The sequence below is a fragment of the Alteraurantiacibacter palmitatis genome (genome assembly GCF_037154115.1).
In the GTDB taxonomy this organism is placed as follows: Bacteria; Pseudomonadota; Alphaproteobacteria; order Sphingomonadales; family Sphingomonadaceae; genus Alteraurantiacibacter; species Alteraurantiacibacter palmitatis.
Genome location: NZ_JBANRO010000006.1, coordinates 112,614 through 136,774, shown reverse-complemented (window position 1 = coordinate 136,774; position 24,161 = coordinate 112,614). Strand labels below are relative to the sequence as shown.

The window sequence follows — 24,161 nt, the reverse complement described above, 5'->3', positions numbered from 1 at the left end:
AAAAGAGCGCACAAAGCCCCTTGCCAAGCTGGCGCGGCTTCGCCATAGGGCCGCTTCCAATCGCTCGCCGGACCGGACTTGCCGGACCGTCGCCTGAGAGATGCCCGGGTAGCTCAGTGGTAGAGCAGACGACTGAAAATCGTCGTGTCGGTGGTTCGACTCCGCCCCTGGGCACCACTCCCTATTCCGCCGTGTTCCGGCTTCTTCCGCCAAACCCTTGCAATTCCGCCATTTGCGGCCCATTCCTGCGTCCGAGTTGTTCCGGGAAGTTCCGGGGCAAGCCGGGCATCGCTGGGGGCATTTTCGGGGCACCCGGTCGCCGTTGTGGGGGCATCGGATGCTGACTGTTGCGCAGGTGAAAGCGGCCCAGCCAGGGCCGAGGCCCGTAAAGCTTTTCGACGGCGGCGGGCTGCATTTGCTGGTGCTGCCCTCGGGTGTGAAGAGCTGGCGCCTGAAATACCGGTTCGGCGGGAAAGAGAAGCAGCTCACTTTCGGCCAGTTCCCGCTGGTCAGTCTGGCCGATGCACGCGCGATGCGGGACGAGGCGAAGAAGGCGCTTCAAGCCGGTCTCGATCCCTCATCCGCCGCGCAGATGGCGCGGCAGCGCCGAACCGGCGTTGCCCCAGCAGCCTACACCTTCAAGCAGGCGGCGCTGCGCTGGCACAGCCTGCAGGCGCATGGGTGGAAGCCGCACCACGCCCAGCAGGTGCTGTCAGCGCTGGAAGCGGAGGCCTTTCCGGATCTGGCGGACCGCGCGATCGCGGAGCTGCTGCCTTCGGACATCCGGCCGATCGTCGAGGCTATGCAGGATCGCGGAGCGGTCGATCAGGCACACCGAATGCTGATGCGGATCTCGCGCATCTTTCAGCTGGCAATCGTGGACGAAAAGGCAACGGCCGATCCAGCCGCGCCGCTTACCGCGATCCTTCGCCCGGTTCCCAAACGCAAATATCCGGCAGTCGTGACAATTTCGGAAGCGCGAGCGGGCCTGAAGGAGCTGGAGGCCGAACGGCATTGGCCAGCCGTAAAGCTGGCCTCGCGCCTGCTGGCGCTCACCGCGTCGCGGCCGGGCCCGGTGCGCTTCGCCAGGGCGGAGGAATTTCACGATCTCGACGGCGAGGATCCGCGCTGGATCATCCCGGCCGAGAAGCTGAAGCTGGAACGCGCGGAGAGCGAGCAGGAGGTTTTCGCCTTCACTATCCCGCTTTCGCGTCAGGCGGTGGAAGTCGTGAAGGCCGCGATCGACGACGCCGGTGGGCGGGCGTGGCTGTTTCCCTCGCCGCAGCAGGCACGAAAGCCGATCAGCGAGAACGCGCTCAGCACGGCCTATCGCCGCACGCCCATGTTTGCGGGTCGCCACGTGCCGCATGGCTGGCGCAGCACCTTCTCGACGATCATGAACGAACGTGCAGCCGATCTAGGCAATGCGGGCGACCGCGCCATCATCGACCTGATGCTAGCGCACAAGCCCGGCGGTGTGGAATCGCGTTACAACCGGGCGGCCTACATGCCGCGCCGGCGCGTTCTGGCGCAGGAATGGGCGGATCTGCTCTGCCAGGGATTGCAATCGGCCGAACAGCTGCGCGAAGGTCCGCGCAACTAGCAGCAAATTCAGTCCAGCAGCTCGTGCGGGCGCCAGGGGGTGCGGCATGAGCAGCGCACCCGGCCAGCCATTTGACGCGCAGCCGATCGGGCTGATCGCGGCCAACCTCGTAGGTTACGAGCTGCCGCGCAAGACAAGGGCCTTGCTTTCCCGCGGCGATTCACCGCGCACGGGCCAGCCGGTCTGGCGCAATTCCTACTATGTCGGACAGATTGAAGACAGGATCTGGAAGCCGATCAACGGAGGATCAGCTCGCGGTGGAAAGAGGTGGACCGGCGCTCTGCTGAAGGCAGCCAAGGCGCTCGAACTCAAGACGCGGGCCGAACGCCGCGAGACCGATCCGGGCTGTCGCAATGGCGTCTTGGGGGATGTCGGAATTGCGGTGCTCGAATATCTCTACGAGCACGTCGACTTCATGACCGGGCGCCTCGATCCCGCCATCCGCACGATCGCCGACGCGATCGGCCGCGCCTATTCGGCAGTGCATCTGGCGCTCTGCCGCCTGCGGGAAGCAGGCTTCATTTCGTGGATGCGCCGGTCTGAAAAGCTCGAGGATCCTGAACCAGGCGGACCGCAGGTGAAGCAGGCAAGCAACGCTTATGCCCTCCATGCGCCGCCATCGATGCGCGAATGGCTCGGCAGGCTCTTCGGCAAGGCTCCGACGCCGGCGTGCGAGGAGGATCGTCGCCGGCAGCAAAAGGCCGAATTCGAACGGATGCTCGCCGGCCTTACCGCGCGCGAATATTCCGCCACCTTCAACCGCGATCCCTATCTCGGCGACGTCCTGGGGCGGATCGCCGCTCTTGTCGATGAGCGTGAAGCACGAAGCGCGAATCCTCCGGGGCCGATGAAACCGGGGGATCATTCTGATCCATAGAATGAATCGGGGGGCAATGGCCCCCCGATGCTCTGGCGCAGACGCGCCCCGAGGCCGAAAGGCCTCCCCCATCCCCCGATCAAACCTCCTCCGGCACCGCCGGACCAGCCGGGCTGCGCCCGGCCGGGGCTTGCCAGAAGGGCAAGCGCAAGGTCCGTGCCAGCCGGCGAGCCTCAGCCTGGCGCGGCAAGGTCGAAATTTGCGATGAGCACCTCGCCAACCTTCTTCGGGGCCGCGTGGGCGGAGCCGATCGTCCAGGTCGTCTCGACCGGCACAAGGTGCAATCCGGCGAAGATGGCGCGCACCTCCGGCGTGTCGTTAAGCGAGACAATGAAGCGGCCGCGCGCGCCCGCGACGATACCGGCCAGCCGCGCGAAATCCTCGGGCGCGAAAATGTCCGCGCCGTAATCACCCTCGCAGCCGAAATAGGGCGGATCGCAGTAGAACAGCATGCCCGGCCGGTCATACCGGGCGATGAAGCGTTCGAAGGGGAGCTGCTCGATCACCACGCCCTGCAGTCGTTCGTGAATGTCACTCAGCATCGGCTCCAGCCGCGCGAGATTGAACCGACCGCCGCTTCGCGCATCGACGCCAAAATTGCGCCCCTGGATCTTGCCGCCAAAGGCCAGCCGCTGGAGGTAAAGGAAACGCGCCGCCCGCTGCAGATCGGTCAGCTGCTCCGGCGGCAGGGCGCGCAGCCTTTCGAATTCCGACCGGCTGCTCACCCGCCAGCGCAGCATATCGACGAAATAGGGATAATGCTCCTGCAGCACGCGGAAAAACGTCGCGACGTCGCCCGAGATATCGTTGATGATCTCGGCGCGCGGCCGAGTGGAACGGCGCAGGAAAATCCCGCCCATGCCGACAAAGGGCTCGGCATAGCCATCATGATCCAGCCGATCGATCAGGCCGCAGATGCGGCGCGACAGGTTGCGCTTGCCGCCCTGATAGCCAGCGGCCGGGGTCACGGGGCGAATTGCGTCCAGAATGGACGAGGTTGGCGTCACATGCATCGAAAATGCTCCATAAAGGGCTCAGCCGGACGTCGGCTGGCGGGACGGCCCCATGGCGGGACCGGTTGGGGTTGTGACGATGCAGTTGTCGTCGGTTTCGGGCGCGCCAACGCCCGTTCCCCCGCCTGAACGGCGAGAAAATGTATATTCTAGATATACTTTTGTCTTGCGCGAATCATCCTTGTTGTATATTCAGAATATACACAGCAAGGAGAAACCAAGTGGAAATCATCACCGTCAAGCACAAGGCCATCCGCAAGATGGTCCGCGATGCCAGCCTCACGGCGGTCAAGGGCCTCGACCCTTTCGAATTCACCATAATCGCCCAGCAGATTGCCGCGATCCGCGTGATGACCCACCCGCGCCAGCTGGTTGAAAACTTCCCTAACTGGCGGGCGCACGAATGGAAGGGCCGCGCGGGTTACTGGTCGCTTGATGTGACCGGCAACAGGCGGCTGCTCTTTCACTGCGATATTGCCAAGCAGCAGGTCTCGCTCCTCGATTACCGCGATCCCCACTGAACCGGCCGGGCGGGGGAAACCCCGCCCAAACTGTAGACCGATGATCTACAATTCTGTTGCAAAATGTATAGCGCTGCGCTACAAAATGAAGGGCAAGGAGCGAATCATGGAAACCGCAGACGAGTACCGCATTGATGATCCGGCCGAGATGCGGATCGACAAACAGCCCGAACTTACCCGGCCGCCTGGCGTCTATCTGCGCGAGGTGATCCTGCCGCAATGGGGCCTTACCAAAGTTGTCACGCTGGCAGAGCTGCTGAAGGTCAACCGCGTCGGCCTGCAGCGCGTGCTGCTGGGGCAATCGGACATTTCGCGGGAACTGGCCTATCGCTTTGGCGCCCTGCTGGGCGACGATATGGCAGACTTCCTGCTGAACTATCAGCTCGAATGGGACAAGCAGAACGCTGCCGCCCGGCGCGAGGAGCTGAAGAAGGAAATCGCACGGCTGGAACGGCCACAGGCCTAACCCGCCAGCAGCTCGCCCCACCGATCAAACACCACGCGCCGCCGGTCGAGCAGCTGCGATCGGTTATAGGCCGCCTCGACCTTGCCCTTGTTGCTGTGTGCAAGGGCAAGGTCGATCACGGTCCGCCACTCCTCTCCCAGCTCCTCGTTCATGATGGTCGAGAAGCTGGCGCGCCAACCATGCGGCACATGGCGCCCCTTGAATCCTGCACGCTGGTAAAGTTCGCGGATCGCACCCTCGCCAATCGGCTGGTTGCCGCGGCCGGGAAAAATCAGACTGTTCATTTTCAGCGCCTCAGATGCGGGCGAAAAAGTGGACATGGCCTCCTCGAGGACGGCGAGCGCCGCCGCGCAAAGTGGCACCTGGTGATCGAAACGCGGATCGGCCTTCTTCGCCCGCGCCAGTTTCATCCGCGCGGCTGGCACCGTCCAGATCCGGGCCTCGAAATCCACTTCGGACCAGTGCATGCCGCGCACCGCTTCAAGGCGCACCGCCGTCAGCGCCAAGAACCGGCTGGCCAGCACCGTGGCCCGGCTGGCCGCGATCCCTTCGCACGCCGTCAACAGTGCACGGCAATCCTCCGCGCTCAGCAGCGCGGGGTGCGGCACCGCCGGTGGAGCATCCCGCATTGCCGCGCCAAGGCGTGCAGCGGGATCAATCGTGGCCAAACCTTCGGCAATGGCAAAGCCGTAGATCTCGGACAGGCGCTGACGAATGCGCTGGGCGGTGGCCACGCTGCCGCGCCGCTCGACTGAACGCATGACCGCAAGCAGCTGCGGCGCGGTGATCGCCGCTACCGGCTCCCCTCCTATCGCCGGGAAGACATCGCGCTCGAGGCTGCCGATCACATCGGCTGCGTGTGCGGCCGACCATCCCGGCCGGCCATGCCGGTACCAGGCACGCGCCACCTGCTCGAACGTGTCAGCTTGCGGCGATTTTCTTGACGCGTTCGACGGATCTGTTCCCCGGCTCAACGCGTCCTTCGCCTCGGCCGCGCGGATCCGCGCCTGGGCAAGGCTCACCTCGGGAAATCGGCCGATCGTCAGCAGCTTCTCGCGGCCCTTCCAGCGGTACTTCAACCGCCAGCTCTTCAGGCCCGTGGGCGCGATGAACAGATGCAGCCCGCCCTGGTCGAAAAGCTTGTAGGCGCGCGCCTGCGCGCCGGCGGCTTTCGCCGCGGCGTTGGTGAGCATTGCGAAATCCTGTAGGCAGAAATTTAGAAATGGGTGCCGGTGTAATTTTCGGGGGCAGAGACCATGAGCAGCACTTTGATCTTTGAAGTTCTGAAGCTGATCGCCCAGCTTGCAGGTGCAGCCGTGGTTGCTCGGCTCGCCGTTGGCTGGGCATTGAAGCGCTACAAATCAGAGCGAATGTGGGATCGCCGTCTCGCCGCCTACGCTGACCTCGTCGACGCACTCAGCGAGATCTACCGGCTCAACAGCCGGTGGCTTGATCATTGGGAAGGCCAAAGAGGGCCGACTGAGGAGGAAAGTGCTCGGCAAAATCAGCGATATCGCGAGGCGACAAAAATCCTGAATCAGACGATCTCGACCGGTAAGTTGATCCTCCCGACAGAAACGCAGAAATTGCTCGAGAATTTCACCGACGCGCGCCACTCCGACCCGCAGGCTGACTACGGGGATCTGCTGCACGATGAAATGGTCAGAGCGAAGCAATTGATCGCCGAGCTCATCGAACATGGCCGAAAGAACCTCGGTATCGATATACTGGATCGCGGCGGATAACCCCTCCGCCCCGCCGCCGGGCGAGAATGGCGGACATCCGGGCTATTTCGTCCATCCTGCGGGAAGAGATACCCCCGCTGATACCCCCATTCTGGACAAGGTCTTTCCCGGCCCTGGGAACAACGTCCTACTCGTTGGGATCGACGCGGGCCTGCGCCTCGATCCAGCTGATCAGCTCGTCCAGCTGGATCGCCTGCTCAGTCGCTGTCAGCCGCTCGGCGAGAGGAAATCCACGATCGCTGGCCGACGCATCAGCTCGTCCGGAGGCAACGGGTAGGCCGGGCAGATCGATTCCTGCGGCCGCACCTGAAGAACCGGTTCCGGTTGAGGCGCGCTGGCGCAACCGTTCAGCATCAGCGCGAGCGGCAGCAAGGCGGCGGCGGTAATCGTCGATCGTGGCATTGGTGATCTCCTGCTGACGGTTCTGGACTCGCTCCAGTCGTTCGCTCTCGAGGCGCGCAGCTTCCGCCTGCGCTCCGGTGTAAGCCTGCTTGGTCAGAAGGTGCTGCGTGATCTCGGCGTCCCGCTCGGCCGTGCGCTGCGCGATCGTGACATCGCGGTCGGCCACGTCCTGAACAAATCCTGTAATCAGGCAGCGCGATCGCTCGCCTTCGGCTACCTCGCGACACCATACGCCTTCGATGCGCAGGGTTTGCACCAAGGCAGCTGCTGCGGCTGCGATCAGCAGCGCGCTGTAGATCTTCGCGGCGATCGCACCGAACGGATTGAACGGCAGATTCATCGGGCATCCTTCAGGCAAAGCTCGACCTCGGCCGCACGGCGCCGTTCTAGACCGCGCAGCTTCTTGCCGCCGGCGTAGACGAAGCGGTTCATGAACCGGCAGGCCTCCACCTGGCGGCCTTCAGCAAACAGGCGGGCGACGCTCGACCTGTCATAGGCGGACTGCCCGATATTATAGGCAAGGCTGGTGTGCGCGGCCCACTGGTGCGGGTATTCGACGATCCCCGGATTACGCCGGCGCACACCCTCCATGAAGCCTGCCGCGCCGCTCTCCAGCATGGCCGTGCATTCGGCGTCGGTATAGCGACGCATGGGCACGCGGGTTTCCCCATAGCAGACGGTCAGGATCCCGATCGGGTCACGATACGGTTCGTTGCGCTTACCCTCCCATGGCGCGATGGTAGCGACCGCCAGCGCCAACGCGGCAAGGACGGAACCGACAAGGCCCGCGGCGCGGCCTGAAACGACACCGCTCACTGTGCGCCTTCCTTCAGGCGCTCTGCGCGATCGCGCTTGAGGTCACGCGCCCACTTCCATCCCAGATGAAGGATCTGCAGCACGAGGTAGATCAGCGTCACCGTGAAGACCCACTCCTCCAGCGTCATCCCGGCACTGGCCGCCGTAGTCACCGCGACAGCAGGCGCAGCCTTGAAGCCGGCAGCAGCGATCTCCCCGCCGCGCTCGGCGAGGGCATTGTGATTGTCGAACATGGAAAGGTGCTCCGGTTTGGCCTGGAAAGACCAGCTATTAATCAGGTCAGATTACGACGCCCGCGCCCTCAAACGGGGGCACGGTGATATCGACCACATGGCCGTTGGCACCCACCACGCGGTATTCCCCGGCAGGCAGACCCATGGCGGTTTCGGTTACGTCGCCCAGCAATTCCTGCGTCACCGTATCGCCGGTTTCGGGATCGGCCACTTCGGCAAACTCGCCGCTTGGGCCTTCGCGCGTGAAGGTCAATTCCACCACGCGGGCGATCACCAGATCATCGGCGTCAATCTCGAACAGATCGACCGGCTCACCCGTGGCGATATCCACCTGCACCATGATGGCGGCGGCGAAATTGTCGCACACCGAAAGGCCGACAGCGGAAACAGGGTGGACTTCGTTAATGTCGTGCATGGCGGCGGCTCCTCAAGCGGTTACATCGATGGTGACGACCGGGCCAAACTGGCCATCGGGCGAGCGGGTCAGGAAGGGCAGCACCTTGTTGAGCGAGGACAGCGAGGCCCAGCGCTGCACAAACTTGCCGTCCGGCGTGATCGTGAAAGGCGTGTCGATCCCGTATCCGCTCCACATCGGGTCGATGGTGAAACCGGGCAGGCGCACGATCTTCTGCTTGCCGTCATCAAAGTCCTCGTAGATCGGCACTTCGGTGCCCGCCGCCTGATTGTTGGCGATGGTGCCGTGCCCGATGGGCAGCGCTTGCAGCACCTCCGTGATGAAGTTGTAGGTGGTGATGTAGGTGATCCGGCTGCGCAGCGTGTTGTCGATGGCCTGATTTGGGTTCCAGCCCAGATAGCGCACGGCATTGGGCGGAAAGACCCAGCGGGCCATCGCTTCCACTTCGTTTTCCTGATTGATCCAGCCCGAACGCGGATCGTAGATCGGGCTGTTGCGTCCCAGCAATTGCGCCCAGGTAGGCTCGGTCACGCTGCCATTAACAACAGTGGGGGTGACAGTGGACCACGTTTTCGTGGTTTCATCGTATTGCGATGCCAGCACCCGGCGATAGGCGCTGGGCGGGATCGGATTGGGCGGGCTGCCATCCTGCACCACAGGGGACAGAATGGCGCCATCGGCCTGCACCATGGCCGTCAAAACTGCATTATCCAGCACATAAGATGGCGCGTTCTGGCTTTGCAACAGCCACGGGCGATTGGCCCCGGAGTCTGGCTTGTCCTCTTCAATGCTCTTGGCCAGCACGAAGTTCCGCAGCGTGATCGTGCCGCCGCTCATATTGTCGTAACGCACCGCGTTCTGCGTCTGGTTGGCGAGGAAGTAATTCTCGATGGTGACATTGCGAACACGCGTCGGGTCGTTCTGCGGCCCTTGGCCGAAGAACCCCTGCGCCCTCACATTCGCCAGCCCGCGCCGCACGGTGATATTCAGCGTGGTGGAGCTGACATTGATTTGGCTGAGGTCGCCGTGGGTGAAGGTATTGGGGTAGGCCGGGCCTTCGCTGGCCCCGTCAATCGGCGTCCATGCCCCGTCCGAACTGCGATAGCGGCCATTCCCGCGCACCCACAGCAGGTGCGGATTATCGGGTGCAGCTTGCTTGTAACCCGTGGAAATCCACGCGCTGTCATACGGCACGCTGGCGGTGAGCACATAGCCGAGCGGTGCCGCAGGATCAGGCAGGCGGCGATATGTGCGGTGGCACTGATACCCCGGCTTGTCGGCGCTGTTGAAGGTAGCGCCCTTGATCTGCCATTCGATCACCGCCGTCCATTCGTCGGGCTTGGGGTCGTATTGCAGATCGGCCAGCGTGCGCGGATTATTCGCGTCATAGGGGCGGCTCAACTGGCCGTAGCGCTCCCACCGATGGTGCACCGGAAGCGTGCGGACAAAGTTTGCTACCGTCATACCAGCGGATGCAGCAGCCGTTTCCACCGACACCCAGCCAGCCCCGTAATCGAGCCAGAGCGGCATATCGGGCGCGGACTGGTAGAAGTCGGCGCGGATCACATTGTCACGGATCGCCAGCCAGTCACGGATTTCACCGGAAAGGCCGCTGCCCCACCCCATGAAGTCGCCGCTGATATTGGCCTGCACCAGCCCGCCGATATTGGCCACGCAGTTGCTGAGGCCGAGCGGCTTGGCCACCCCGAAGGTAAACATATTGTTCACCTGAAACAACTGGCTGTTGCTATTCGTGTCGCGCGGGAAATTGCCGACATACGTCGCCGCGTTGTTTTTCAATCCCTCTCCATAGGGCACCTTGTTTCGCAGGCGCGAATACTCGTAAGGGTGCGAGGCCATGCCCATGATATCGCTGGTGAAGGCGCCGCCATAGGCGATCTGCCCCTGCTGGTTCTGCGGAATTTCGTTCTGGCCGAACTGCGAAGTCGCCGCGCTGCCTGCGCTGAACATCACCCCATTGAAGTGGAAGTTCTGGGTGAACGATTTCGAGGTGTTCAGCCCGATCCACGGCAGGCGCAGATAATCGGTATCCGACAGGCCGCGAATGTCGAGATTGCTGCTGCCAGTTTCGATGCGCAGCTTGTGATCCCAATGGCCAAGCGCGCGGAAGGTGAGGTTCTGATAGGTCGCGCCGCCCAACCCCTTGAAGTCGCGTTCGGGATAGCGGTGCGGAAGCAGGAAATTGTGATTGGCTGCGGTCTTGGCCGCGTAAACATCAATGCGGCTTTCGGTGTTGAACACGCTGCCCGCCACCGAATAGCGGTTTCCGTCCAACTGCACGGCAGGCAGACTCACCTGATGGCCCGCAGCACGGCTCACGCCCCGGCCATTCTCCCAGAAATGCACTTCGAGAAACTGCGATGCACTCCCAAGGCCCAGCCTGTCCGCCGCGTAATTCGCGTTGGCACGGCACACCGGCACGCCCGAAGCGCGGCCCAGCGGGTTCTTGGTGATGTAGAAATCCTGCACCGCGATGTCCGCGCCAACAGGCGTTTGCGGCTCCCGCAGATAACCTGCGATTGTGCCGGTAGCGGTGCAGCGCATGTCCGCCCAGATCAGCCACCACTGCTTGCCATCACGCACTTCGAGCGGCTCGTATCCGCCCCGCAGGACTTGGCTAGCGGGCGTGGTCGAAATGAACTCACCCGAGGTGTTAAAACCGAAAGTCATTGTCCCGCCCGGCGCGCTGCCGGAAATCGCCCGCACGCCCAGCAGGTAGCTGCCCGTGCCGGTGGGGTTGGCGTTAAACGAAACATGCGCCACCACACGCACGATGTCCTCAGCCACCGCGTCCACGGTCTGATCGTTAAAGCGGCGCTGCGCAGCGCTTTGCGTCGTGGTCGCCTGCACCAGTCGCAGGCAGCCACCCGTGCCACCAAAGCGATCCGGCGAACTGTGCTGCGTGGCGTATTGCGTCAGCGCGGTGCCGCCCGTGTTACTGTTGGTGACGAAACCGGGCTGGCCGCTGCTGGGGATTGTGTCGTGGAACGGCGCGGACTTGAACTCGCCCGCCACCTGAATGATCGGCGCGACCTTCTGGCCGTTCGCGTAAATCCAGCGCTCCTCGGTCACGGCGGAAACGAAAGACCAGTTGCCGTTGGGCAGCATGGTGGCGCGGCCAATATCGGTCTGCCACGCGACTTGATGACGCGGAAGGCCATCGTGCCAGGTAATGATGTCGGACAGCTTGTTGAGGCCCGCCGCCGCCGCCGCCACGGCGGCAACGGATGCGTCCGCAGCGGACGCCGCAATCTGCGCCTCCTCGCTCCATTCCCGTGCGCTCAACGTCCCCGGCCCGCCCGGTTCGGTGCCTACCGCCCATGCCTGGGCGCGGATCGAGGAAGCCTGCGCCACCTGGGCAGCCATTGCACCCGGCATTGGTACGGTGACGGGCTGCCGGTTGAGGCTAATGGTCATCGTCGCGCTCATGGGGCAGGCTCCGTCACCGGGTCAGAGATGGGAATTACAAGGCCAAAGGCGCGCATCTGCAGGCCGCCTGCGGGCGTGTAGAGCGCGTCCATCACCACTTCGGCCAAGCCATCACCATCGGCATCCGCCGCCCCCGCAAGGGCAGTCTGCTCTGCAGTCAAGGTGAAGGTCACGAGGGTGAACCCGTCCTCGTAGGAGCCCGGCGTGCAGGCGAAATCTGCCAGGGAATCGCCGACTGCGCCGGGTGCGATACGCAGACTGGCGACAAACGCATCCCCCGACACATCGATCGGGATGGGCAGCACCATCGCGAACGGCAGGCCGCGCACGATTGCATCAGGCCATATTTCGCCGCCGCGCTGGGCGCGCCTCTCCGCGGCCAGCCATGGCCCCCATTGCGTCTGCATGTATCGACTTCTCCGGATTGACCCGCGCAGCGCAGGTCAGATGTTGCGGTTTTCGCTGGGGGCCAGCACCGGGTTGTGCACCACAATGCCGTTATTGTTGCACTGCACCTGCAACTCGTAGGTATGCGACCCCGCGATAGGCGTGTGCGCCCAAAGGTAGCTTAGCGGCTGTTGATCGCCGACATTGACCGAAAGTGGGCCCAGCGCATCCTCGACCTGCGCCGCGTCGCACAGCAGGCGGTATTGCAGCTTGCAATTGTCGGTCACCTCAACGCGCGCACCCATATTCACCAGCACCTCACGGCCGGTGCTGGTAAAGTCCTTGGATGCGACCGTGATCCAGGTGTTGTAAGGCCCGCTCGACGTGTTGTTGATCGCGGTGCTGCCGGGCGAATATTCGGCATCCTGCGCATAAACCGCGCCTTCCAGCACCGACGAATTGATCACCCTGTCCGGCTTTACCGTGCCGTCGAGCTCGAGGCCCGCACTGGCGCGATCGTGCGCGTCAAGGAAATCCTCGAACGCATTGGTGAACCAGGCTGCGTCCATCTCTGCGCTGCCGGGCAGCACCGCCGCCGCAGCGGCCGCGCCCGTCGCGCCGAGCGCCGCGGCGTGCTTGGCGTCACTTTCCTCTTCAAAGATCAGCTGCACCGTCCCGTCACGCGGATCCTTGGCGGTATCGATCAGGATAACCTTGATCGCGCCGGCGGGATGCGCGCCGATCTCGGCCGATAGCGTCAGGCAGTCGCCCGCCTCAAACACCTTCATATGAGGCTTGCAGGTCAGCGTGATCGGGCCTGCGGCGCGACGCTGCCACAGGTCATAGGTGATGAGCTCGGTTGCCTGATCGACATTGGTGACCAGGTCGAATTGCCGCTCGTCGACCTTCTCCTCACCGTCTTCAGCCAGGAATGCCGCTTCGCTGACCGCCGTGGCCTGGACATATCCCCATTGGTGCGCCGGGCTGCGGAACCGGGCTATCAGCGTGTTGTGCCTCTCGCGGAAGCCCTTGCCGCCGCGCGCGGTCACCGCGCCGCTGGCGAGGTCATCCTTGGTGATCGTGTAAAGGCTGGTGCGCGGTGCCTGAAAGGCAAAGCCCACCACCCCGCCGCGCAAAACCGGGCGGCCCGCGCCGCACTCGGCAATGCGCTTCAGGTTGTTCCACTTGTCCGCGGGTTCATAGATCGTGCCGTTGGCGGTCCAGCCATTGACGTCGCAGACATTGGCCCAGGCGACCACCTCGGGCCAGTTGACGCCGGCCGCGCCCATGCCGCCGCCGAACACCTTCTTGCCCGCTACATACCGGCCATAGGCATACATGCCCGAATGCAGCGCCGGGCACCGGTAGTAGATATAGGTGCTTTCATCGCCGAGACGGCAGGGACCAGATCCGCCCGGATAGGTTGAATCAAGCCGAGGGTCGTAGATCTTGACGCCCTGCGGCACCTTGCCCAGCGGCGGGATCTGGCCACCGGCAAAGCGTTCGGCCTTCTTGTCCCACAACATGCTCCAGCCCACTGCGGCGAGAGAGGAGAGCTTGTGCGCGCTGCTCCAACCCGGCGCCATGCCCCAGGGCGTGGTCAGCGCGTCCGCTTCCGGCCGTGCGCCCAGCTGCTGATCGATGTAGAGGAAATTGTCGTAATAGCCGGTGGCTTCCTGGACGCTGCCGACGCTGCCGGTCAGTCCGATTGCCTGGTGATCGACCAGCGTTGCGCCCATCGACTGGATCGGCCCGCAGCAGCTCAGCACGCGCGGGATAAAGGCGTACGGGTTCTGGACCTTGTCGACCTTGCCGCCAAAACCGTCACGGTAAAGCTCAACGCCTTCGGTATAGGCCTCGCCGATCAGATACGGCAGGGGCTGGTTCGCACCCACCATGTAACCCTGCACCTGGCCTTGCGCGCGCGGCGGCTTGGCGGCCAGCTGCGATCCGATATTGGCAGCCACCGCCAGCCCGGCCGCAAAAGGCTGGTGCGGACCGGGGATCATGGCCGCAACGCTTGCCACCACTCCGATTACGCGCAGAGCCTTGGCCATCGTCCAGGCCTTACAGCCGCCAGGCGGCGATTGCGCCGCCCATGGCCAGCTTCACCGTGACGATCCGGTCATTCCCGGCGCCGTGCCATCCGTACAGATTGCCCAGCCCATCCGCGATCATGACCGCTTCCAGTTCACCATCTTCGCCGGGCAAAGTCACCAGGTCACCTGCAATCGCGAATGCCGGCGCCGGAAGGCGTGGAAAATACTTATCCAGCAATTCGCCCACTGATTTCGCACCGCGTGTGGCCAGCGCGCGCCGCGCACTGAGCGCGGATCGAAACGGCGGCACCGGGGGCAGCTTGTGTCCCAGCGCCACCGCCTGCGCCCGCGCCAGGCGTATGCAGTTCGCGCCCATCCAGCTGAAGGGCTTGGTGCGGTGGCGTTCGATTACGTCCTCGGTGCGGCGCGCCCTTTCGGCCAGTGTTCCGGGGCGCGGTGTGCCGCGCGGATCTGGCCGGCGGTGGTGGGTCATGGTTCAGATCCCTGCCACTCGACCGCGCCCGCGCGTAGGCGTGGGAGTGCTTCCCCCGCGCACCGGGTTGGCGCGTTGCGGGCTTTCGGCGCCCCAGGCGAAATATCCCTGCTCGTCGGTGCAGTTCTCAAATCCGCGTTCACCGGGGAACAGGGACTGGTGAAAGCGGTCGGAGCAGACATTGCCTTCATTGGTCAGGAACAGCTTCTCGCCCCGGCCGATCATGTCGATCTGCAGCAGATCCTGTCCCATCATCTGCACGCGCGTGATCTCATCAACCTGCCAGTCTGCAAGCCGTTTGGCGTCGGTGCAGGTAACGCCATCGGCCTCCAGCTCACCCATCCAGACGCGGACCCGCGCATTGCGGATGCCGAAATTGTACCAGCTGGACACCGAGGCTTCCGGATTGGGGGCCAGTACCAGCTTCCCGCGCTCGGCCATGTCACCGATTGTCGAGCGGATGACATCGATTTTCTGGATCGCACCGAACACGGCATGCCAGGAATCAAAGGTATCGCCGCCAAACTTCACCACGCCGCCATCGGCCAGCAGCACGTCGCCGCCCGGCGCTTCGAACCGGATGAAGGTTGCCAGCGTAATCGCAATGTCGGTGGCAGCCATCAGCGCGCCTCCCTGATGGTGAGCGAAATCCCCCGCGCCAGCTGGTCCGCGTCAAGTTTCCAGCGCGGCGTGCGGATCAGACCTTCCAGATAGGGGCGGCCCAGTTCCACCACGGCATTGTCTGCCGGCACTACGCGCATGGCGGGCTCGACGGGCAGTGCAGCCGTGCCATCACCTGCAATGCGTTGCGGATCCGCAATCTGGTGCACGAAGCGGCGTCCACCCGTCAGGATCGAGAAGAACTGCCCGCGCCGCGCCGGATAGCCGGGCGTCCCGCCATCGACATTCAGCACGAAACCGGCCTGTCCTGCGCCTGCTACCAGCACATTGCCGGGCGAACCGGTCGGCGTGCCCGGCTGTATGATCTTCCAGCGCACACCGGTGCGCAGTCCGCGCACCAGCAAGGCAGACCACTCGCGGGCGGCCGTCATGTCCATTGCCGGCAGCGGAACGGTGACCTGCCAGCGATTGCCCAGGCGGTTCACGCGCTGGTCGCATCCACCCAGCTCGCTTTCCAGCGTGCCGCCGAAATCGACCAGCTCCCATTCAATCTCGCGCGCCACCGGCCAGGGGCGATCGGGCAGATCTGTCAGCGCCACGGGTCAATAGCTCGCACTGTTGATCTCGCGCACCTTTGCGAGGCCCGCCTCGGCCCCCGCCTCGATGATGGCTGGTGCGGTTTCCGCCACGATCTGCCCGGCTTCGGCACGCACGGCGGTTCGGAAGAGGCCGGTCGTATCTTCCAGCACCACTCGGACAACACCGCCGCTGCCACCTTGCGCACCTTGGCGGATATCGACGATTTCGCCGTCGCTGACGCGCGCAATCGGATTGCCGTTCAGCGAAAGCAAATTCTGGTCGATTCCGGGGAAGCCGCGCAGGCGGAACGATCCGCCCGTAGCAAAGCCGGGGGGTGTACTTGCGCTTGCCCAGGCTGCCGCACCTCCGCCGAAGCCATTGCCGGTGTTGGTGGCGCCAAAAATGCTGCCCAACGCGCCCAGCAGTCCGCCCCCGCTTCCGCCCTGGCCCGAAATCAGCCCTGCCAGCTGGTCGGCCAGACGCTCGAGAACGCGGCTCAAGGCGTTGAAGCTGTGCTCGCGCAGCCAGTTCTCGAAAAACCGGCCGAGATTTCCATCCATCGCCGCTTGGAGGCCACCACGGAACGCATCGCGGAAAGTGCCAATCATGGCGGCTTCCGAGCGTTCAGCCGCCTCGCGCATCGCCGCGGCCTCGGCTTCCGCACGCGTCATTCCGCCCTCGCGTTCGAGATCATCGATCCGTGCGCGGATCCGCGCGGCTTCCTCGAGCTGGAAGGTGTCCTCTCCACGCAGCCGAGCAAGCTCGATCTCGTGCGCGGCACGTTGATCGGCCAGTCGGCGTGTGACCAGGCCAGCCCGCGCTTCCTCGATCGCGCGCACCTGTTCAAGTGCAATCCGTTCGGCCGTGGCCAAATCGAAACCGGTCTGCTGAAGGTCAATAATGCGGCGTTGCAGATCCTCTTCCTGATCGAGGTATCGCAGATGGATCTGGTCATTGTTGAGGCGAGCGACTTCGCGCTCGGTGGCGAAACGCATATCGGCCAGTTCACGCATCCGCGCGTCCTCGCGGGCAGCGTCGAGCTCGCTCATATCGCGCTCGGCCGCAGTCTGCGCCAGTGCAAGAGAGAGGCCGGCACGCTGGTATTGGGTGATCCTGTCGCGCAGATCGCGCTGACGTTCAAGCGCACGCAGGGCGTCGAGATCGCCCCTTTCGCGGGCGACTGCAATCTGCTGCTCGAGCGCGATTTCCGCTCTGCGCTCGGCGAGCTCCTGCGCACTTGGCCCCGTCCGGCCGCGCGATCCACGACCTCTGCTGGCCTTGGGCTCCTCCGCTACCGCATAATTGCCTTCGGGATCGCCGAGGCCGGCGATCGTATCGAGCATTTCCCTGAGATGGGTGAAATTGCTCCCACCCGTGCGGATTACCGCGCTCGGCTGTTCCTCATCACCGCGCAGCTTGCCCAGCAGCCTCAGCAAAAGGTTCAGCGGCGGGAAAAGACCGGACAGCCATTCGGCAATGCTCCTAATGGCGTTGCCGGCGGCATTTTTGGCATGCTCCCAGGCAGTGGGCCAGTCGCCGCGCAGGATTGCGTCGATCGCGGAAAACGTGTCATTCCACGCCTGCGTCAAATCGCCAAACAGCCGCACGATCGCTGTAACCGCGTCGATCACCGCGCCGACAATGGCCACCATCCCGGCACCGAACAATGTGATCAGTCGCTCGATGACCGGGCCAAGGACATCGCCGAAGGCCAAGATAAGTTGGCCGAGCGGTCCGTCTGCCAGCTGCCGGAATGCAGCGCCAAGGCGGTCGAAAGCCGCCCAGAGCTGATCCAGCTTCGGGCCAAGATACTGCTCCGCCAACTGCCCGATGATGCGGAAAGCGTTACCAATCTCCTCGCGGAAAGTGATTGCCAGCCCGATCGCCCAGCCAATCGGGCCAAACGCACGCATGATCAAAGGCCCAAGCCGGCTCAGTACCGCGCCCAACAAACCGAATTCGCCAGCCAGCTTGCCTCCGATCACGATCAGTGTGCCGAGCGGATTGAGCAGGAAGCTGACTGCGGCCGCCACTGGACCGAGGTTCACCAGCAACAGGGGGAGGACGAAAATGGCGAGCTGGTTCAGCACCATCAGGACAGGGCCGACCGCGGCAGCGAAAAGCGCCATGTTGATCATGGCTTCCTTCACACCTTCAGGAAGGGCGGATAGCCACTGAACTGCTGATCGCAGCCAGCCAATCACGCGCTCCGCGATCGGCAGGAAGCGTTCGCCGATTTCGGTGGCCAGCTCTTGCAGATCGGAACGAAGGGCGCGGACACGGTTGGCAAAGCTATCACTGGTGCGTTCGACGTCCCCGGTCGCATCGGCCATGCTTTCCGCGATGATCGCTGCGCGGGCCATGATCTTGCCCTGCTCGTTGATCTCCTGACCGGCACTGATGAGGCCCAGCTCGAGCGCCTTCGCCTTCACTGCATTTTCGCTCAGGAAGACACCGAATTTGCGCAGCGGCTCGGCCTCGCCGGTCAGGCCGGAGCGGATCCGTAGCAGCGCATCATCGAACGACACGTTGTAGAAACTGCTGGCGTCCTGGGCGAGCTCGGCAAATTGCTGCGAAAGCCGGGCTGCGGCCTCCTCGGTGGGTGCCGCCTGCTTGAACAGCACGCCCAGGGCCAGCGCGCCCTCCTGCATCTCCTGCGTCGCGCGGCCCATCGCATTGCCGGTTTCCTCGGCCCACACATTCATTCGGTCGGCCATTCGACCGAACGTGTAGTCGAAGGCCGATTGCAGCTCCTGCGCGTCGCTGGCCGCCTTCACCGTATAGGCCGCAATCCCCGCAAGCGGCGCAGTGATTCCCAACGTCATGCGCCTGCCAGCGGCGGCAATGGCTTCGCTCACCCCCACGATGAAGCCGCGCAGGCGGCCAAAAACGCCCTCGATATGCGCGGTCCCGCGGTCGAAATCCGCCAGATCCCAGCGCAGCGAGGCGTGAAGTGCGGCAATCGATCCGCTCATTCAGGCCTCCGCGTGGTTGAAATCAGGTGGGGGATGGACGCGAAGTCCGGTTCATGCCCTTGATGGCAGCGCCCCAACTGGCTGCGTTGCGGCTTGCCACGACAAGGTCATCGGGCAGATCAGACGTTGCCTTGGTGTCGGCAGCAGAGCTGAGAAGTGAGGCGAGCGGCGGGTATCTCGCAGGATCTGTCTGGCCCAGAAGGCCAGCCATCCAGGCATTGTAGATCACAAGGTCGGTAAGGTCAGTCTGACGCCGCCCGACGCCGCGCAGGGCGAGAATTACCGAGAGCGGCGTTTCCCGCCAGAAGCCGGCCGGTTCGAAGCCGGCTTTGCACCAGCTTTCGTAGACCGCTTCCCAGTCCCACTCGCCTTCGGAGTGGCGGTGGCCGGCGCGTTTCCCGCTTCTGCCGGTGCGCTGGCCGGGGTCTGCACACCCTGCATCGCGGCGTAGATCGCCCGGCGCACATTGTTGTCGCCCGACATCACCATATCGATTACATCGTCTTCGGTGATCTCGGGATGGTTGATTACCAGGCCACCGTAAACGATCGCACAGACGTGCTTCATCATCGGGTTACGGCCAGCCTGCAGCGCCTCGAGAATGGCGTTGCCGAAATCGAGCATCGATTCACCCAGCACGCTCTCGGCCTCGAAAAGCGCGCGGTTGTTGATTGATATCTTGTAGGCGCGCCCCTCATAGGTGAACTGCGCTTCGCCCTGGAGCCGGTTTGCCCGGCCATTGACCATGTCGACCTTGGTCATGATCAGGCACTCGGTGCCTGAGCGATCGGACCGGGCTGACCGGTGATCGTGGCCGTGCGAATGCCACCAAGCGGGGCTTCGTCGGGCTCGTAGCCCATCAGGAAGATGGTGGCGGTGTTGTCCTCGGTCGAGCCGTCTTCGGAGACGGTCACGATCTTGAACGGCCGCTTTTCCTTGCTCGCCAGGTGCTCGTTGATCAGCTGATCGGTGACCGAACCCGGTTCGTACTTGATCTTGGCCTTCAGCTCGCCCCAGTCACCGTGGCCCGGGATATAGCCCTTGGTGCCACCGCTGTCATGATCGGTGTTTTCCACCTTCGCGACCGAAAGGTTGGGGCGGTTGACGCTCATCAGGCCCTTGACCTTCGTCAGTACCGCCGCGCCATTCGTAAGCCACAGTTCGGTGCCATCGCTCAGGACGCCGTCAGCTTCTGCCATGTCAGTCTCCTAGTGTTGCGGGCACGCGGTAATCCGCCGCGACCCGGTAAATGTTCAGTCTGTCGTTCAGCTTCTCGGGCGGAAGATCCCGTTCGAGCACCAGCTTGGCGCGGTGAAATCTCACGCCGTTCACCTCGCCGGGGGTCTCGATCACCAGTTGCAGGGCATCGTGCAGGTCACGCGCGTCCTGGTAGCTTGCTCCGAACGATGTGACGCGGATGCGCGGCTCTTCAAAGCGAGTGCGGCCATCCTGATCATAATCGCCTTCGCCCGAGATCACCTGCAGCGTAGCCGCAGGAAAGGCACTCGCATCGTCAGAACGGCGTGCCACCCAGTCAATTGCTGGGCGAAAGCCCTGTCCTACCGCTATCGAACCGGCGACCGCGCTCACCGCGGCGTCGGAACGCAGCTTGGCCAGGAACTCCGCCTTCATGCCGTTGCTGCCATGATTGCCCGGCCGGCACGCCGCCCGAGGATATCAAAAACCTGCGCCTTCTCGCTCTCTACTGCGGGGATCAGGAAGGGCTGCGGCGCCATATTGATCGTCCCGAATTCGACAAACCAGGCGTAGAACTCGTTCACCTCGAGGGGGCCAACGATCATCCCGCCTTGCCGCACTCCGGATGCTGGATGCAGGTTGTAGCGCTTGGCGCCAGAGCCGGCCTGACGGTAATCCTCACCTGCGATCACGATCCCGTCGCGCAGATTGCCGGTATCGACAGGGACAAGCTCGCGCGCCCGCTCAAGCACCGGCTGAAGCGCTTCCTCGGCACCCGCGCTCATCGTCTCAAACCCTAAAGCCGCCGATATGCGTGCAAGAGTGTCCGGGATCCTGTCGAACCCAGACACTTCGAGCGCAATCTCCACGATCAGGCCTCGCCGATGATCTCGATCGAGTAGCTGGCCGGGTCTTCTGCGTCGGAGTTGGCGACCTTGAGGCGGTCGCCTGTTCCGGCAGTGACCGGCCAGCCTGCTGCGCTGGGATTTACCACCTCAAAGAACCCGCCTGGCGCGATCGAGAGCGTATCCGTCGCATCGCCAAAGGGGCCGACAAAGGCGTTCGATTCGGCGCCGCCTACGACGATATTGCCGCCATTATCGGGATCAGAATGGATGCGGATCGCCTTGATAGCGGTAAAGGTAAGGGTCTGGCCCAAGGCGTTGGAAAGCACACCCGCAAGGTCGATTTCCTCGCTGCCCGCACCGGCGATGGTGCGCCTGTCGACGAAGAGATTGTTCGCTTGGTCGGCGCCAGTGCCGTTGCTGAAACTCGCGCGGCGGTGAACGGATACCGCGTGCTGCGCGGTCCCGATGTCAGGAGAACCCTGCTTCGTGAAGCTCCAGAAACTGTCAATGAAACCGGTCAGCATCAGGCCGTCCTCCGTATCGCGGTGAATTGAATGTCTGATCGCTCCCAGGGCGCGATCCCGTTGATATCCCAATACGCGCCGCCAAACCTGATCAGGTGCTTGGCAGTGATCGCGCGCGTGGTTGAATTGGCAGGCACAGTAAAAGTCGCGACCTGTTCCGAGCGCTCGATTGCCATCTCGCGCCGCTCGTCCGATCGGCCATAGCTTACCATCGCCCAGGCTCGGCCGACGCCCGGCATCTCCTGCTGTTGAGCTGGCTCGCCATAGGCGTTCTCGCCGGCAGCCAGTTCTTCGTGGAACGTTATCCGCTTGTCCCGCTTCCCGGCCGGCGTCACGAGCCCATCCGCCTGTGCGGTGCCAGCAGCACCTGAGCGCCCAGCGGCATTTCCGTCACGATATTGCCCACGTTCACCGCCTCGCGGTTGGCAAACCATTGGCCGATCATAAGCTTTGCGGCAGTGCGGATACCGGCAGGCACGGCGTCGGCGCCTTCGCCAAACCCGCAGCGCCAAGTAACTGTCACTGCGTCCGGACGGGTTGCAGTCGCGGGCCAGCTCTGCCCCTCGGCCAGGCCGATCACCGGCCCCAGATCATCGGTCCAGCTTTCCAGGCCGGACAGCACACTCTGCTGCCCAGCAGGATCGAAACAGCTTACGCCAACCAGCTCGATCAGCGGACCCAGCGGCAGGCGAATGAAGCGCTCGGCCGGAAAATCGGCCAGCTTCATCGCCCATTCCTGCACCAGCAGCGCCTGCCCCAGCACGCCGCGCCAACCGTCCAGATACTCTGTGGCCGTGCCGATCAGTGCGGTCAGCAGTTCGTCCTCCTCGGTCTCGTCCAGTTCGAGGCGCAGGAACTGTTTGACCTCCGCGAGCGTCAGCAGAGCGTGCGCCGGCGCGATCGTGCGGTAAGGTGCTTGGATCAGAACCACAAAGCCCGCTCCTGTTCGCTTCCGGACAGAAGGGCGGACACCCGCCCGCCCTTCCGTCGGCCCTCGGTCGATTACTCGCTGACGTAGGCGATTGCGCCCACGGTCGAATGGTCGACCACTGGCAGGCGGCGCGGCGTCAACAGAACGGTGGTGGCACCGAAGGCGATGTTCGCGACCGCGCTGGTGATCACTGCCTGGATGAAGCGGCGCGGCGGATTGCGCACTTCGACGATCAGCAGCTTGCCGTTGATGTCGTCATTGACTGCACAGGTCAGCGTCGCAGTCGCACCATTGATAGCTGCCATGGCGCAGTCAGTGTCGGCATCGCTGGCTTCAACGGTCAGGGCGGCTACGCCCGTCGCGGCGCTGTCCACCACGGGAACGATGAAGGTGGCGCTCTCGTAATCGGCCATGTCGATGCGAGCGGAATTGTCATCGGTATTGCTTGCATTGGCCACCGCGTCGTTGACGAGGTGGATCTCGATGTTCTGGGTCAGGCTGTGCATGGAAGCTCTCCGCACTGGAAAAAGGGTAAGGGTGGATGGCGGGAATCAGGATGATTCCCGCCATCCGCGTGTGCCGCGCGCTTACGCGGCGAACTTCATCGCCTTGATCGCTTCGAAGTTCACCACCGCGCCGCCGGTGCGGCGGATCGAGTAGAACTTGACGAACGGCTTGTCGGTGTAGGGATCGCGCAGCACGCGCGTGCCCAGACGATCGACGATCTGGTAGGCTTCGTTGAAATCGCCGAACCACAGCGACAGCGAATCGTTGCCGAGTGCCGCGATGTCTTCCGCGCGAGTGATAGGGAAGCCGGCCAGCATTTCCGGCTGCCCAAGCACGAAGCTCGGCTGCCACAGATAATGGCCGTCGGTTGCCTTGATCTTGCGCACCGCGGTGAGCACCGTGCGGCGGGTCACAAAACGCGCGCCAGGCAGATAGGCTTCCTTGAGTGCGCCGATAAGATCATACAGGCGGTCGGCGGGGTGCTGAGCGGACGCGAGAAACGCACCATTCGCGCCCGACTTCACGAAACCGATCGATCCCCAGGCCACGCCGGAACCATCGTCTTCCAACGTCGGATAGGCGGCAAAGCCGCGCGGCTTGCGCGCGCCGTTGCCGCTGACGAAGGCGGTGTTCTCGAGGCGGCCGAAGCGCTGGCCAACCTTGTCGCCCAGCCAGTTCTCGATATTCACCGATGCGTCGTCGAGCAGCTGCTGCGTGGCCTTGGGCTGCGCGAACATCTCGTGCACCGGGATTTCCCAGCTTCCGATTTCAGGGGTGTCGGTATCAATGCGCGACTGGGTTTCGCCAACCCAGCCAGCCCCGGCCTCGTCCAAGTCATAATCGCCTTCGAGCTTGTCGCTCGAAATCACCTGCACATTGGCAATCTGGCGGATCGGAGAGGTTTCAAAGACCTTGCGGACCATGCGGCCGTTGGTGTCCGGCGTGACGAGATAGCCGCCGTCCTTGTCGCTGCCGACGGACATTGCCTTCAGCTCATCGGCGGAAAGAGCATCCTTCCCCTCGCGCTGAAGCTTGTCCCAGGCAGCCTTGTATTCATCGAAGGACTTGGCATCGACAGGCTCGAACGGGCGCTGACGCGCGGCCGCCATCGACTTCGCCGCCTGGTTGAATTCCTTGAGCTCCAGCTCCGCCTTCGCGGCGTCACCGTCGCCCTTCACGTTCATTCGCTGCAGGCGCAGTTCGAGATCCTCGCGCTCCTTGCGCTCGGCCGCGATGCTGCTTTCGAGCGCGGTCTTCGCCTCGGTGAAGGTGTTGAGCGCGGTATCGATCTTGCTCAGACGCTCGGTCAGAAGGGGATCGACAGCGCCCTTCTTCTTGATCTCGGCCACTTCTTCGGCATGGCTGGACTTGAAGGCGACGAAAGCCTCCGCCAGCTTGTTGATAGCATCGGCCGGATCGGCCGGCAGGTTGAGGCCGTCCTTCTGTTCAAACGGCGCGGCGGTGCGACCCTGCTCCAGCAGGTTGGCGGTCTTCATGGCAATTCCTTTCGGGAAGGGTG

The 24,161-nt window shown here is 63.6% G+C and carries 27 protein-coding genes and 1 tRNA gene; 6 read left to right on the top strand and 22 right to left on the bottom strand.

The window, feature by feature from the left end; genetic code table 11:
• The first annotated feature begins 102 nt into the window (after positions 1-102).
• The 3 genes from WFP44_RS08980 (at position 103) to WFP44_RS08970 (ending at position 2,480) form a co-directional block, all read left to right on the top strand.
• A tRNA-Phe gene (locus WFP44_RS08980) sits at positions 103-177 on the top strand.
• A gap of 160 nt (positions 178-337) precedes the next feature.
• A complete protein-coding gene (locus WFP44_RS08975) occupies positions 338-1,603 on the top strand; it encodes a tyrosine-type recombinase/integrase (RefSeq protein WP_336926190.1) in 1,266 nt (421 codons plus the stop codon).
• 46 nt (positions 1,604-1,649) lie between these two features.
• Positions 1,650-2,480 (top strand): LexA family transcriptional regulator, encoded by an 831-nt coding sequence (locus WFP44_RS08970; protein WP_336926189.1) that lies wholly within the window; start codon positions 1,650-1,652, stop codon positions 2,478-2,480.
• A 173-nt stretch (positions 2,481-2,653) separates the two neighbouring features.
• On the opposite strand, the gene WFP44_RS08965 is transcribed toward WFP44_RS08970, so the two are convergent.
• Positions 2,654-3,493, bottom strand: a complete 840-nt coding sequence (locus tag WFP44_RS08965) for a DNA adenine methylase (RefSeq protein WP_336926187.1) — start codon at positions 3,491-3,493, stop codon at positions 2,654-2,656.
• 221 nt (positions 3,494-3,714) lie between these two features.
• On the opposite strand from WFP44_RS08965, the gene WFP44_RS08960 reads away from it, so the two are divergent.
• The gene (locus tag WFP44_RS08960) at positions 3,715-4,014 is read left to right on the top strand and encodes a hypothetical protein (RefSeq protein ID WP_336926185.1); all 300 of its coding nucleotides are present in this window, start codon (positions 3,715-3,717) and stop codon (positions 4,012-4,014) included.
• A 106-nt stretch (positions 4,015-4,120) separates the two neighbouring features.
• Positions 4,121-4,480, top strand: a complete 360-nt coding sequence (locus WFP44_RS08955; RefSeq protein ID WP_336926184.1) for a helix-turn-helix transcriptional regulator — start codon at positions 4,121-4,123, stop codon at positions 4,478-4,480.
• On the opposite strand, the gene WFP44_RS08950 is transcribed toward WFP44_RS08955, so the two are convergent.
• Positions 4,477-5,673, bottom strand: a complete 1,197-nt coding sequence (locus tag WFP44_RS08950; protein ID WP_336926182.1) for a tyrosine-type recombinase/integrase — start codon at positions 5,671-5,673, stop codon at positions 4,477-4,479. The genes WFP44_RS08955 and WFP44_RS08950 overlap by 4 nt on opposite strands.
• Positions 5,674-5,736: 63 nt before the next feature.
• Between WFP44_RS08950 and WFP44_RS08945 the strand changes: the two genes are divergently transcribed.
• A complete protein-coding gene (locus WFP44_RS08945) occupies positions 5,737-6,225 on the top strand; it encodes a hypothetical protein (RefSeq protein WP_336926180.1) in 489 nt (162 codons plus the stop codon).
• Positions 6,226-6,352: 127 nt separating this feature from the next.
• Here the strand turns inward: WFP44_RS08945 and WFP44_RS08940 are convergent, their stop codons facing one another.
• The 20 genes from WFP44_RS08940 to WFP44_RS08845 form a co-directional block, all read right to left on the bottom strand.
• Entirely contained in the window at positions 6,353-6,967 is a 615-nt protein-coding gene (locus WFP44_RS08940; RefSeq protein WP_336926179.1) for a hypothetical protein, read from the bottom strand.
• Positions 6,964-7,443, bottom strand: a complete 480-nt coding sequence (locus WFP44_RS08935) for a lysozyme (RefSeq protein WP_336926177.1) — start codon at positions 7,441-7,443, stop codon at positions 6,964-6,966. Before WFP44_RS08935 ends, WFP44_RS08940 begins: the two co-directional genes overlap by 4 nt.
• Positions 7,440-7,676, bottom strand: coding sequence for a hypothetical protein (locus WFP44_RS08930; protein WP_336926175.1), 237 nt, complete (start codon positions 7,674-7,676; stop codon positions 7,440-7,442). Before WFP44_RS08930 ends, WFP44_RS08935 begins: the two co-directional genes overlap by 4 nt.
• 46 nt (positions 7,677-7,722) lie before the next feature.
• Complete coding sequence (locus tag WFP44_RS08925) at positions 7,723-8,091, bottom strand: hypothetical protein (protein ID WP_336926174.1); 369 nt, start codon at positions 8,089-8,091, stop codon at positions 7,723-7,725.
• A 12-nt stretch (positions 8,092-8,103) separates the two neighbouring features.
• Positions 8,104-11,541 (bottom strand): hypothetical protein, encoded by a 3,438-nt coding sequence (locus WFP44_RS08920; protein ID WP_336926173.1) that lies wholly within the window; start codon positions 11,539-11,541, stop codon positions 8,104-8,106.
• Positions 11,538-11,948 carry a hypothetical protein gene (locus WFP44_RS08915; RefSeq protein WP_336926172.1) on the bottom strand — a complete coding sequence of 137 codons (411 nt, stop codon included), beginning with the start codon at positions 11,946-11,948 and terminating at the stop codon, positions 11,538-11,540. The genes WFP44_RS08920 and WFP44_RS08915 overlap by 4 nt, the downstream gene beginning before the upstream one ends.
• Positions 11,949-11,984: 36 nt before the next feature.
• Positions 11,985-13,985 carry a phage tail protein gene (locus tag WFP44_RS08910; protein ID WP_336926170.1) on the bottom strand — a complete coding sequence of 667 codons (2,001 nt, stop codon included), beginning with the start codon at positions 13,983-13,985 and terminating at the stop codon, positions 11,985-11,987.
• A 10-nt stretch (positions 13,986-13,995) separates the two neighbouring features.
• Complete coding sequence (locus WFP44_RS08905) at positions 13,996-14,460, bottom strand: DUF6950 family protein (protein ID WP_336926169.1); 465 nt, start codon at positions 14,458-14,460, stop codon at positions 13,996-13,998.
• A 3-nt stretch (positions 14,461-14,463) separates the two neighbouring features.
• Positions 14,464-15,081 carry a hypothetical protein gene (locus WFP44_RS08900; RefSeq protein WP_336926168.1) on the bottom strand — a complete coding sequence of 206 codons (618 nt, stop codon included), beginning with the start codon at positions 15,079-15,081 and terminating at the stop codon, positions 14,464-14,466.
• Entirely contained in the window at positions 15,081-15,680 is a 600-nt protein-coding gene (locus tag WFP44_RS08895) for a hypothetical protein (RefSeq protein WP_336926167.1), read from the bottom strand. Before WFP44_RS08895 ends, WFP44_RS08900 begins: the two co-directional genes overlap by 1 nt.
• Before the next feature lie 3 nt (positions 15,681-15,683).
• The gene (locus WFP44_RS08890) at positions 15,684-18,635 is read right to left on the bottom strand and encodes a phage tail tape measure protein (protein ID WP_336926165.1); all 2,952 of its coding nucleotides are present in this window, start codon (positions 18,633-18,635) and stop codon (positions 15,684-15,686) included.
• Between the two features lie 279 nt (positions 18,636-18,914).
• On the bottom strand, positions 18,915-19,397 hold the full coding sequence (locus WFP44_RS08885; protein ID WP_336926164.1) for a hypothetical protein: 483 nt from the start codon (positions 19,395-19,397) through the stop codon (positions 18,915-18,917).
• Positions 19,398-19,399: 2 nt separating this feature from the next.
• Positions 19,400-19,834: a phage tail protein gene (locus WFP44_RS08880; protein WP_336926162.1), complete on the bottom strand. Its 435-nt coding sequence runs from the start codon at positions 19,832-19,834 to the stop codon at positions 19,400-19,402.
• Between the two features lies 1 nt (position 19,835).
• On the bottom strand, positions 19,836-20,267 hold the full coding sequence (locus WFP44_RS08875; RefSeq protein WP_336926160.1) for a hypothetical protein: 432 nt from the start codon (positions 20,265-20,267) through the stop codon (positions 19,836-19,838).
• Positions 20,264-20,701: an HK97-gp10 family putative phage morphogenesis protein gene (locus tag WFP44_RS08870; protein ID WP_336926158.1), complete on the bottom strand. Its 438-nt coding sequence runs from the start codon at positions 20,699-20,701 to the stop codon at positions 20,264-20,266. Before WFP44_RS08870 ends, WFP44_RS08875 begins: the two co-directional genes overlap by 4 nt.
• A 2-nt stretch (positions 20,702-20,703) precedes the next feature.
• On the bottom strand, positions 20,704-21,204 hold the full coding sequence (locus WFP44_RS08865) for a hypothetical protein (protein ID WP_336926157.1): 501 nt from the start codon (positions 21,202-21,204) through the stop codon (positions 20,704-20,706).
• Positions 21,204-21,539 carry a phage head completion protein gene (locus WFP44_RS08860; RefSeq protein ID WP_336926156.1) on the bottom strand — a complete coding sequence of 112 codons (336 nt, stop codon included), beginning with the start codon at positions 21,537-21,539 and terminating at the stop codon, positions 21,204-21,206. Before WFP44_RS08860 ends, WFP44_RS08865 begins: the two co-directional genes overlap by 1 nt.
• Complete coding sequence (locus WFP44_RS08855; RefSeq protein WP_336926154.1) at positions 21,536-22,135, bottom strand: head-tail connector protein; 600 nt, start codon at positions 22,133-22,135, stop codon at positions 21,536-21,538. The genes WFP44_RS08860 and WFP44_RS08855 overlap by 4 nt, the downstream gene beginning before the upstream one ends.
• Before the next feature lie 71 nt (positions 22,136-22,206).
• Complete coding sequence (locus tag WFP44_RS08850) at positions 22,207-22,641, bottom strand: hypothetical protein (RefSeq protein WP_336926152.1); 435 nt, start codon at positions 22,639-22,641, stop codon at positions 22,207-22,209.
• A gap of 81 nt (positions 22,642-22,722) precedes the next feature.
• The gene (locus tag WFP44_RS08845; protein ID WP_336926151.1) at positions 22,723-24,138 is read right to left on the bottom strand and encodes a phage major capsid protein; all 1,416 of its coding nucleotides are present in this window, start codon (positions 24,136-24,138) and stop codon (positions 22,723-22,725) included.
• Positions 24,139-24,161 lie beyond the last annotated feature (23 nt).

What these genes read in the sequence shown, in the direction of transcription:
- WFP44_RS08975 (WP_336926190.1), top strand. Translation starts at nt 338, where the DNA reads ATGCTGACTGTTGCGCAGGTGAAAGCGGCCCAGCCAGGGCCGAGGCCC.
- WFP44_RS08970 (WP_336926189.1), top strand. Translation starts at nt 1,650, where the DNA reads ATGAGCAGCGCACCCGGCCAGCCATTTGACGCGCAGCCGATCGGGCTG.
- WFP44_RS08965 (WP_336926187.1), bottom strand. Translation starts at nt 3,493, where the DNA reads ATGCATGTGACGCCAACCTCGTCCATTCTGGACGCAATTCGCCCCGTG.
- WFP44_RS08955 (WP_336926184.1), top strand. Translation starts at nt 4,121, where the DNA reads ATGGAAACCGCAGACGAGTACCGCATTGATGATCCGGCCGAGATGCGG.
- WFP44_RS08950 (WP_336926182.1), bottom strand. Translation starts at nt 5,673, where the DNA reads ATGCTCACCAACGCCGCGGCGAAAGCCGCCGGCGCGCAGGCGCGCGCC.
- WFP44_RS08945 (WP_336926180.1), top strand. Translation starts at nt 5,737, where the DNA reads ATGAGCAGCACTTTGATCTTTGAAGTTCTGAAGCTGATCGCCCAGCTT.
- WFP44_RS08940 (WP_336926179.1), bottom strand. Translation starts at nt 6,967, where the DNA reads ATGAATCTGCCGTTCAATCCGTTCGGTGCGATCGCCGCGAAGATCTAC.
- WFP44_RS08930 (WP_336926175.1), bottom strand. Translation starts at nt 7,676, where the DNA reads ATGTTCGACAATCACAATGCCCTCGCCGAGCGCGGCGGGGAGATCGCT.
- WFP44_RS08925 (WP_336926174.1), bottom strand. Translation starts at nt 8,091, where the DNA reads ATGCACGACATTAACGAAGTCCACCCTGTTTCCGCTGTCGGCCTTTCG.
- WFP44_RS08920 (WP_336926173.1), bottom strand. Translation starts at nt 11,541, where the DNA reads ATGAGCGCGACGATGACCATTAGCCTCAACCGGCAGCCCGTCACCGTA.
- WFP44_RS08915 (WP_336926172.1), bottom strand. Translation starts at nt 11,948, where the DNA reads ATGCAGACGCAATGGGGGCCATGGCTGGCCGCGGAGAGGCGCGCCCAG.
- WFP44_RS08910 (WP_336926170.1), bottom strand. Translation starts at nt 13,985, where the DNA reads ATGGCCAAGGCTCTGCGCGTAATCGGAGTGGTGGCAAGCGTTGCGGCC.
- WFP44_RS08905 (WP_336926169.1), bottom strand. Translation starts at nt 14,460, where the DNA reads ATGACCCACCACCGCCGGCCAGATCCGCGCGGCACACCGCGCCCCGGA.
- WFP44_RS08900 (WP_336926168.1), bottom strand. Translation starts at nt 15,081, where the DNA reads ATGGCTGCCACCGACATTGCGATTACGCTGGCAACCTTCATCCGGTTC.
- WFP44_RS08890 (WP_336926165.1), bottom strand. Translation starts at nt 18,635, where the DNA reads ATGAGCGGATCGATTGCCGCACTTCACGCCTCGCTGCGCTGGGATCTG.
- WFP44_RS08885 (WP_336926164.1), bottom strand. Translation starts at nt 19,397, where the DNA reads ATGACCAAGGTCGACATGGTCAATGGCCGGGCAAACCGGCTCCAGGGC.
- WFP44_RS08880 (WP_336926162.1), bottom strand. Translation starts at nt 19,834, where the DNA reads ATGGCAGAAGCTGACGGCGTCCTGAGCGATGGCACCGAACTGTGGCTT.
- WFP44_RS08875 (WP_336926160.1), bottom strand. Translation starts at nt 20,267, where the DNA reads ATGAAGGCGGAGTTCCTGGCCAAGCTGCGTTCCGACGCCGCGGTGAGC.
- WFP44_RS08865 (WP_336926157.1), bottom strand. Translation starts at nt 21,204, where the DNA reads ATGCTGACCGGTTTCATTGACAGTTTCTGGAGCTTCACGAAGCAGGGT.
- WFP44_RS08850 (WP_336926152.1), bottom strand. Translation starts at nt 22,641, where the DNA reads ATGCACAGCCTGACCCAGAACATCGAGATCCACCTCGTCAACGACGCG.
- WFP44_RS08845 (WP_336926151.1), bottom strand. Translation starts at nt 24,138, where the DNA reads ATGAAGACCGCCAACCTGCTGGAGCAGGGTCGCACCGCCGCGCCGTTT.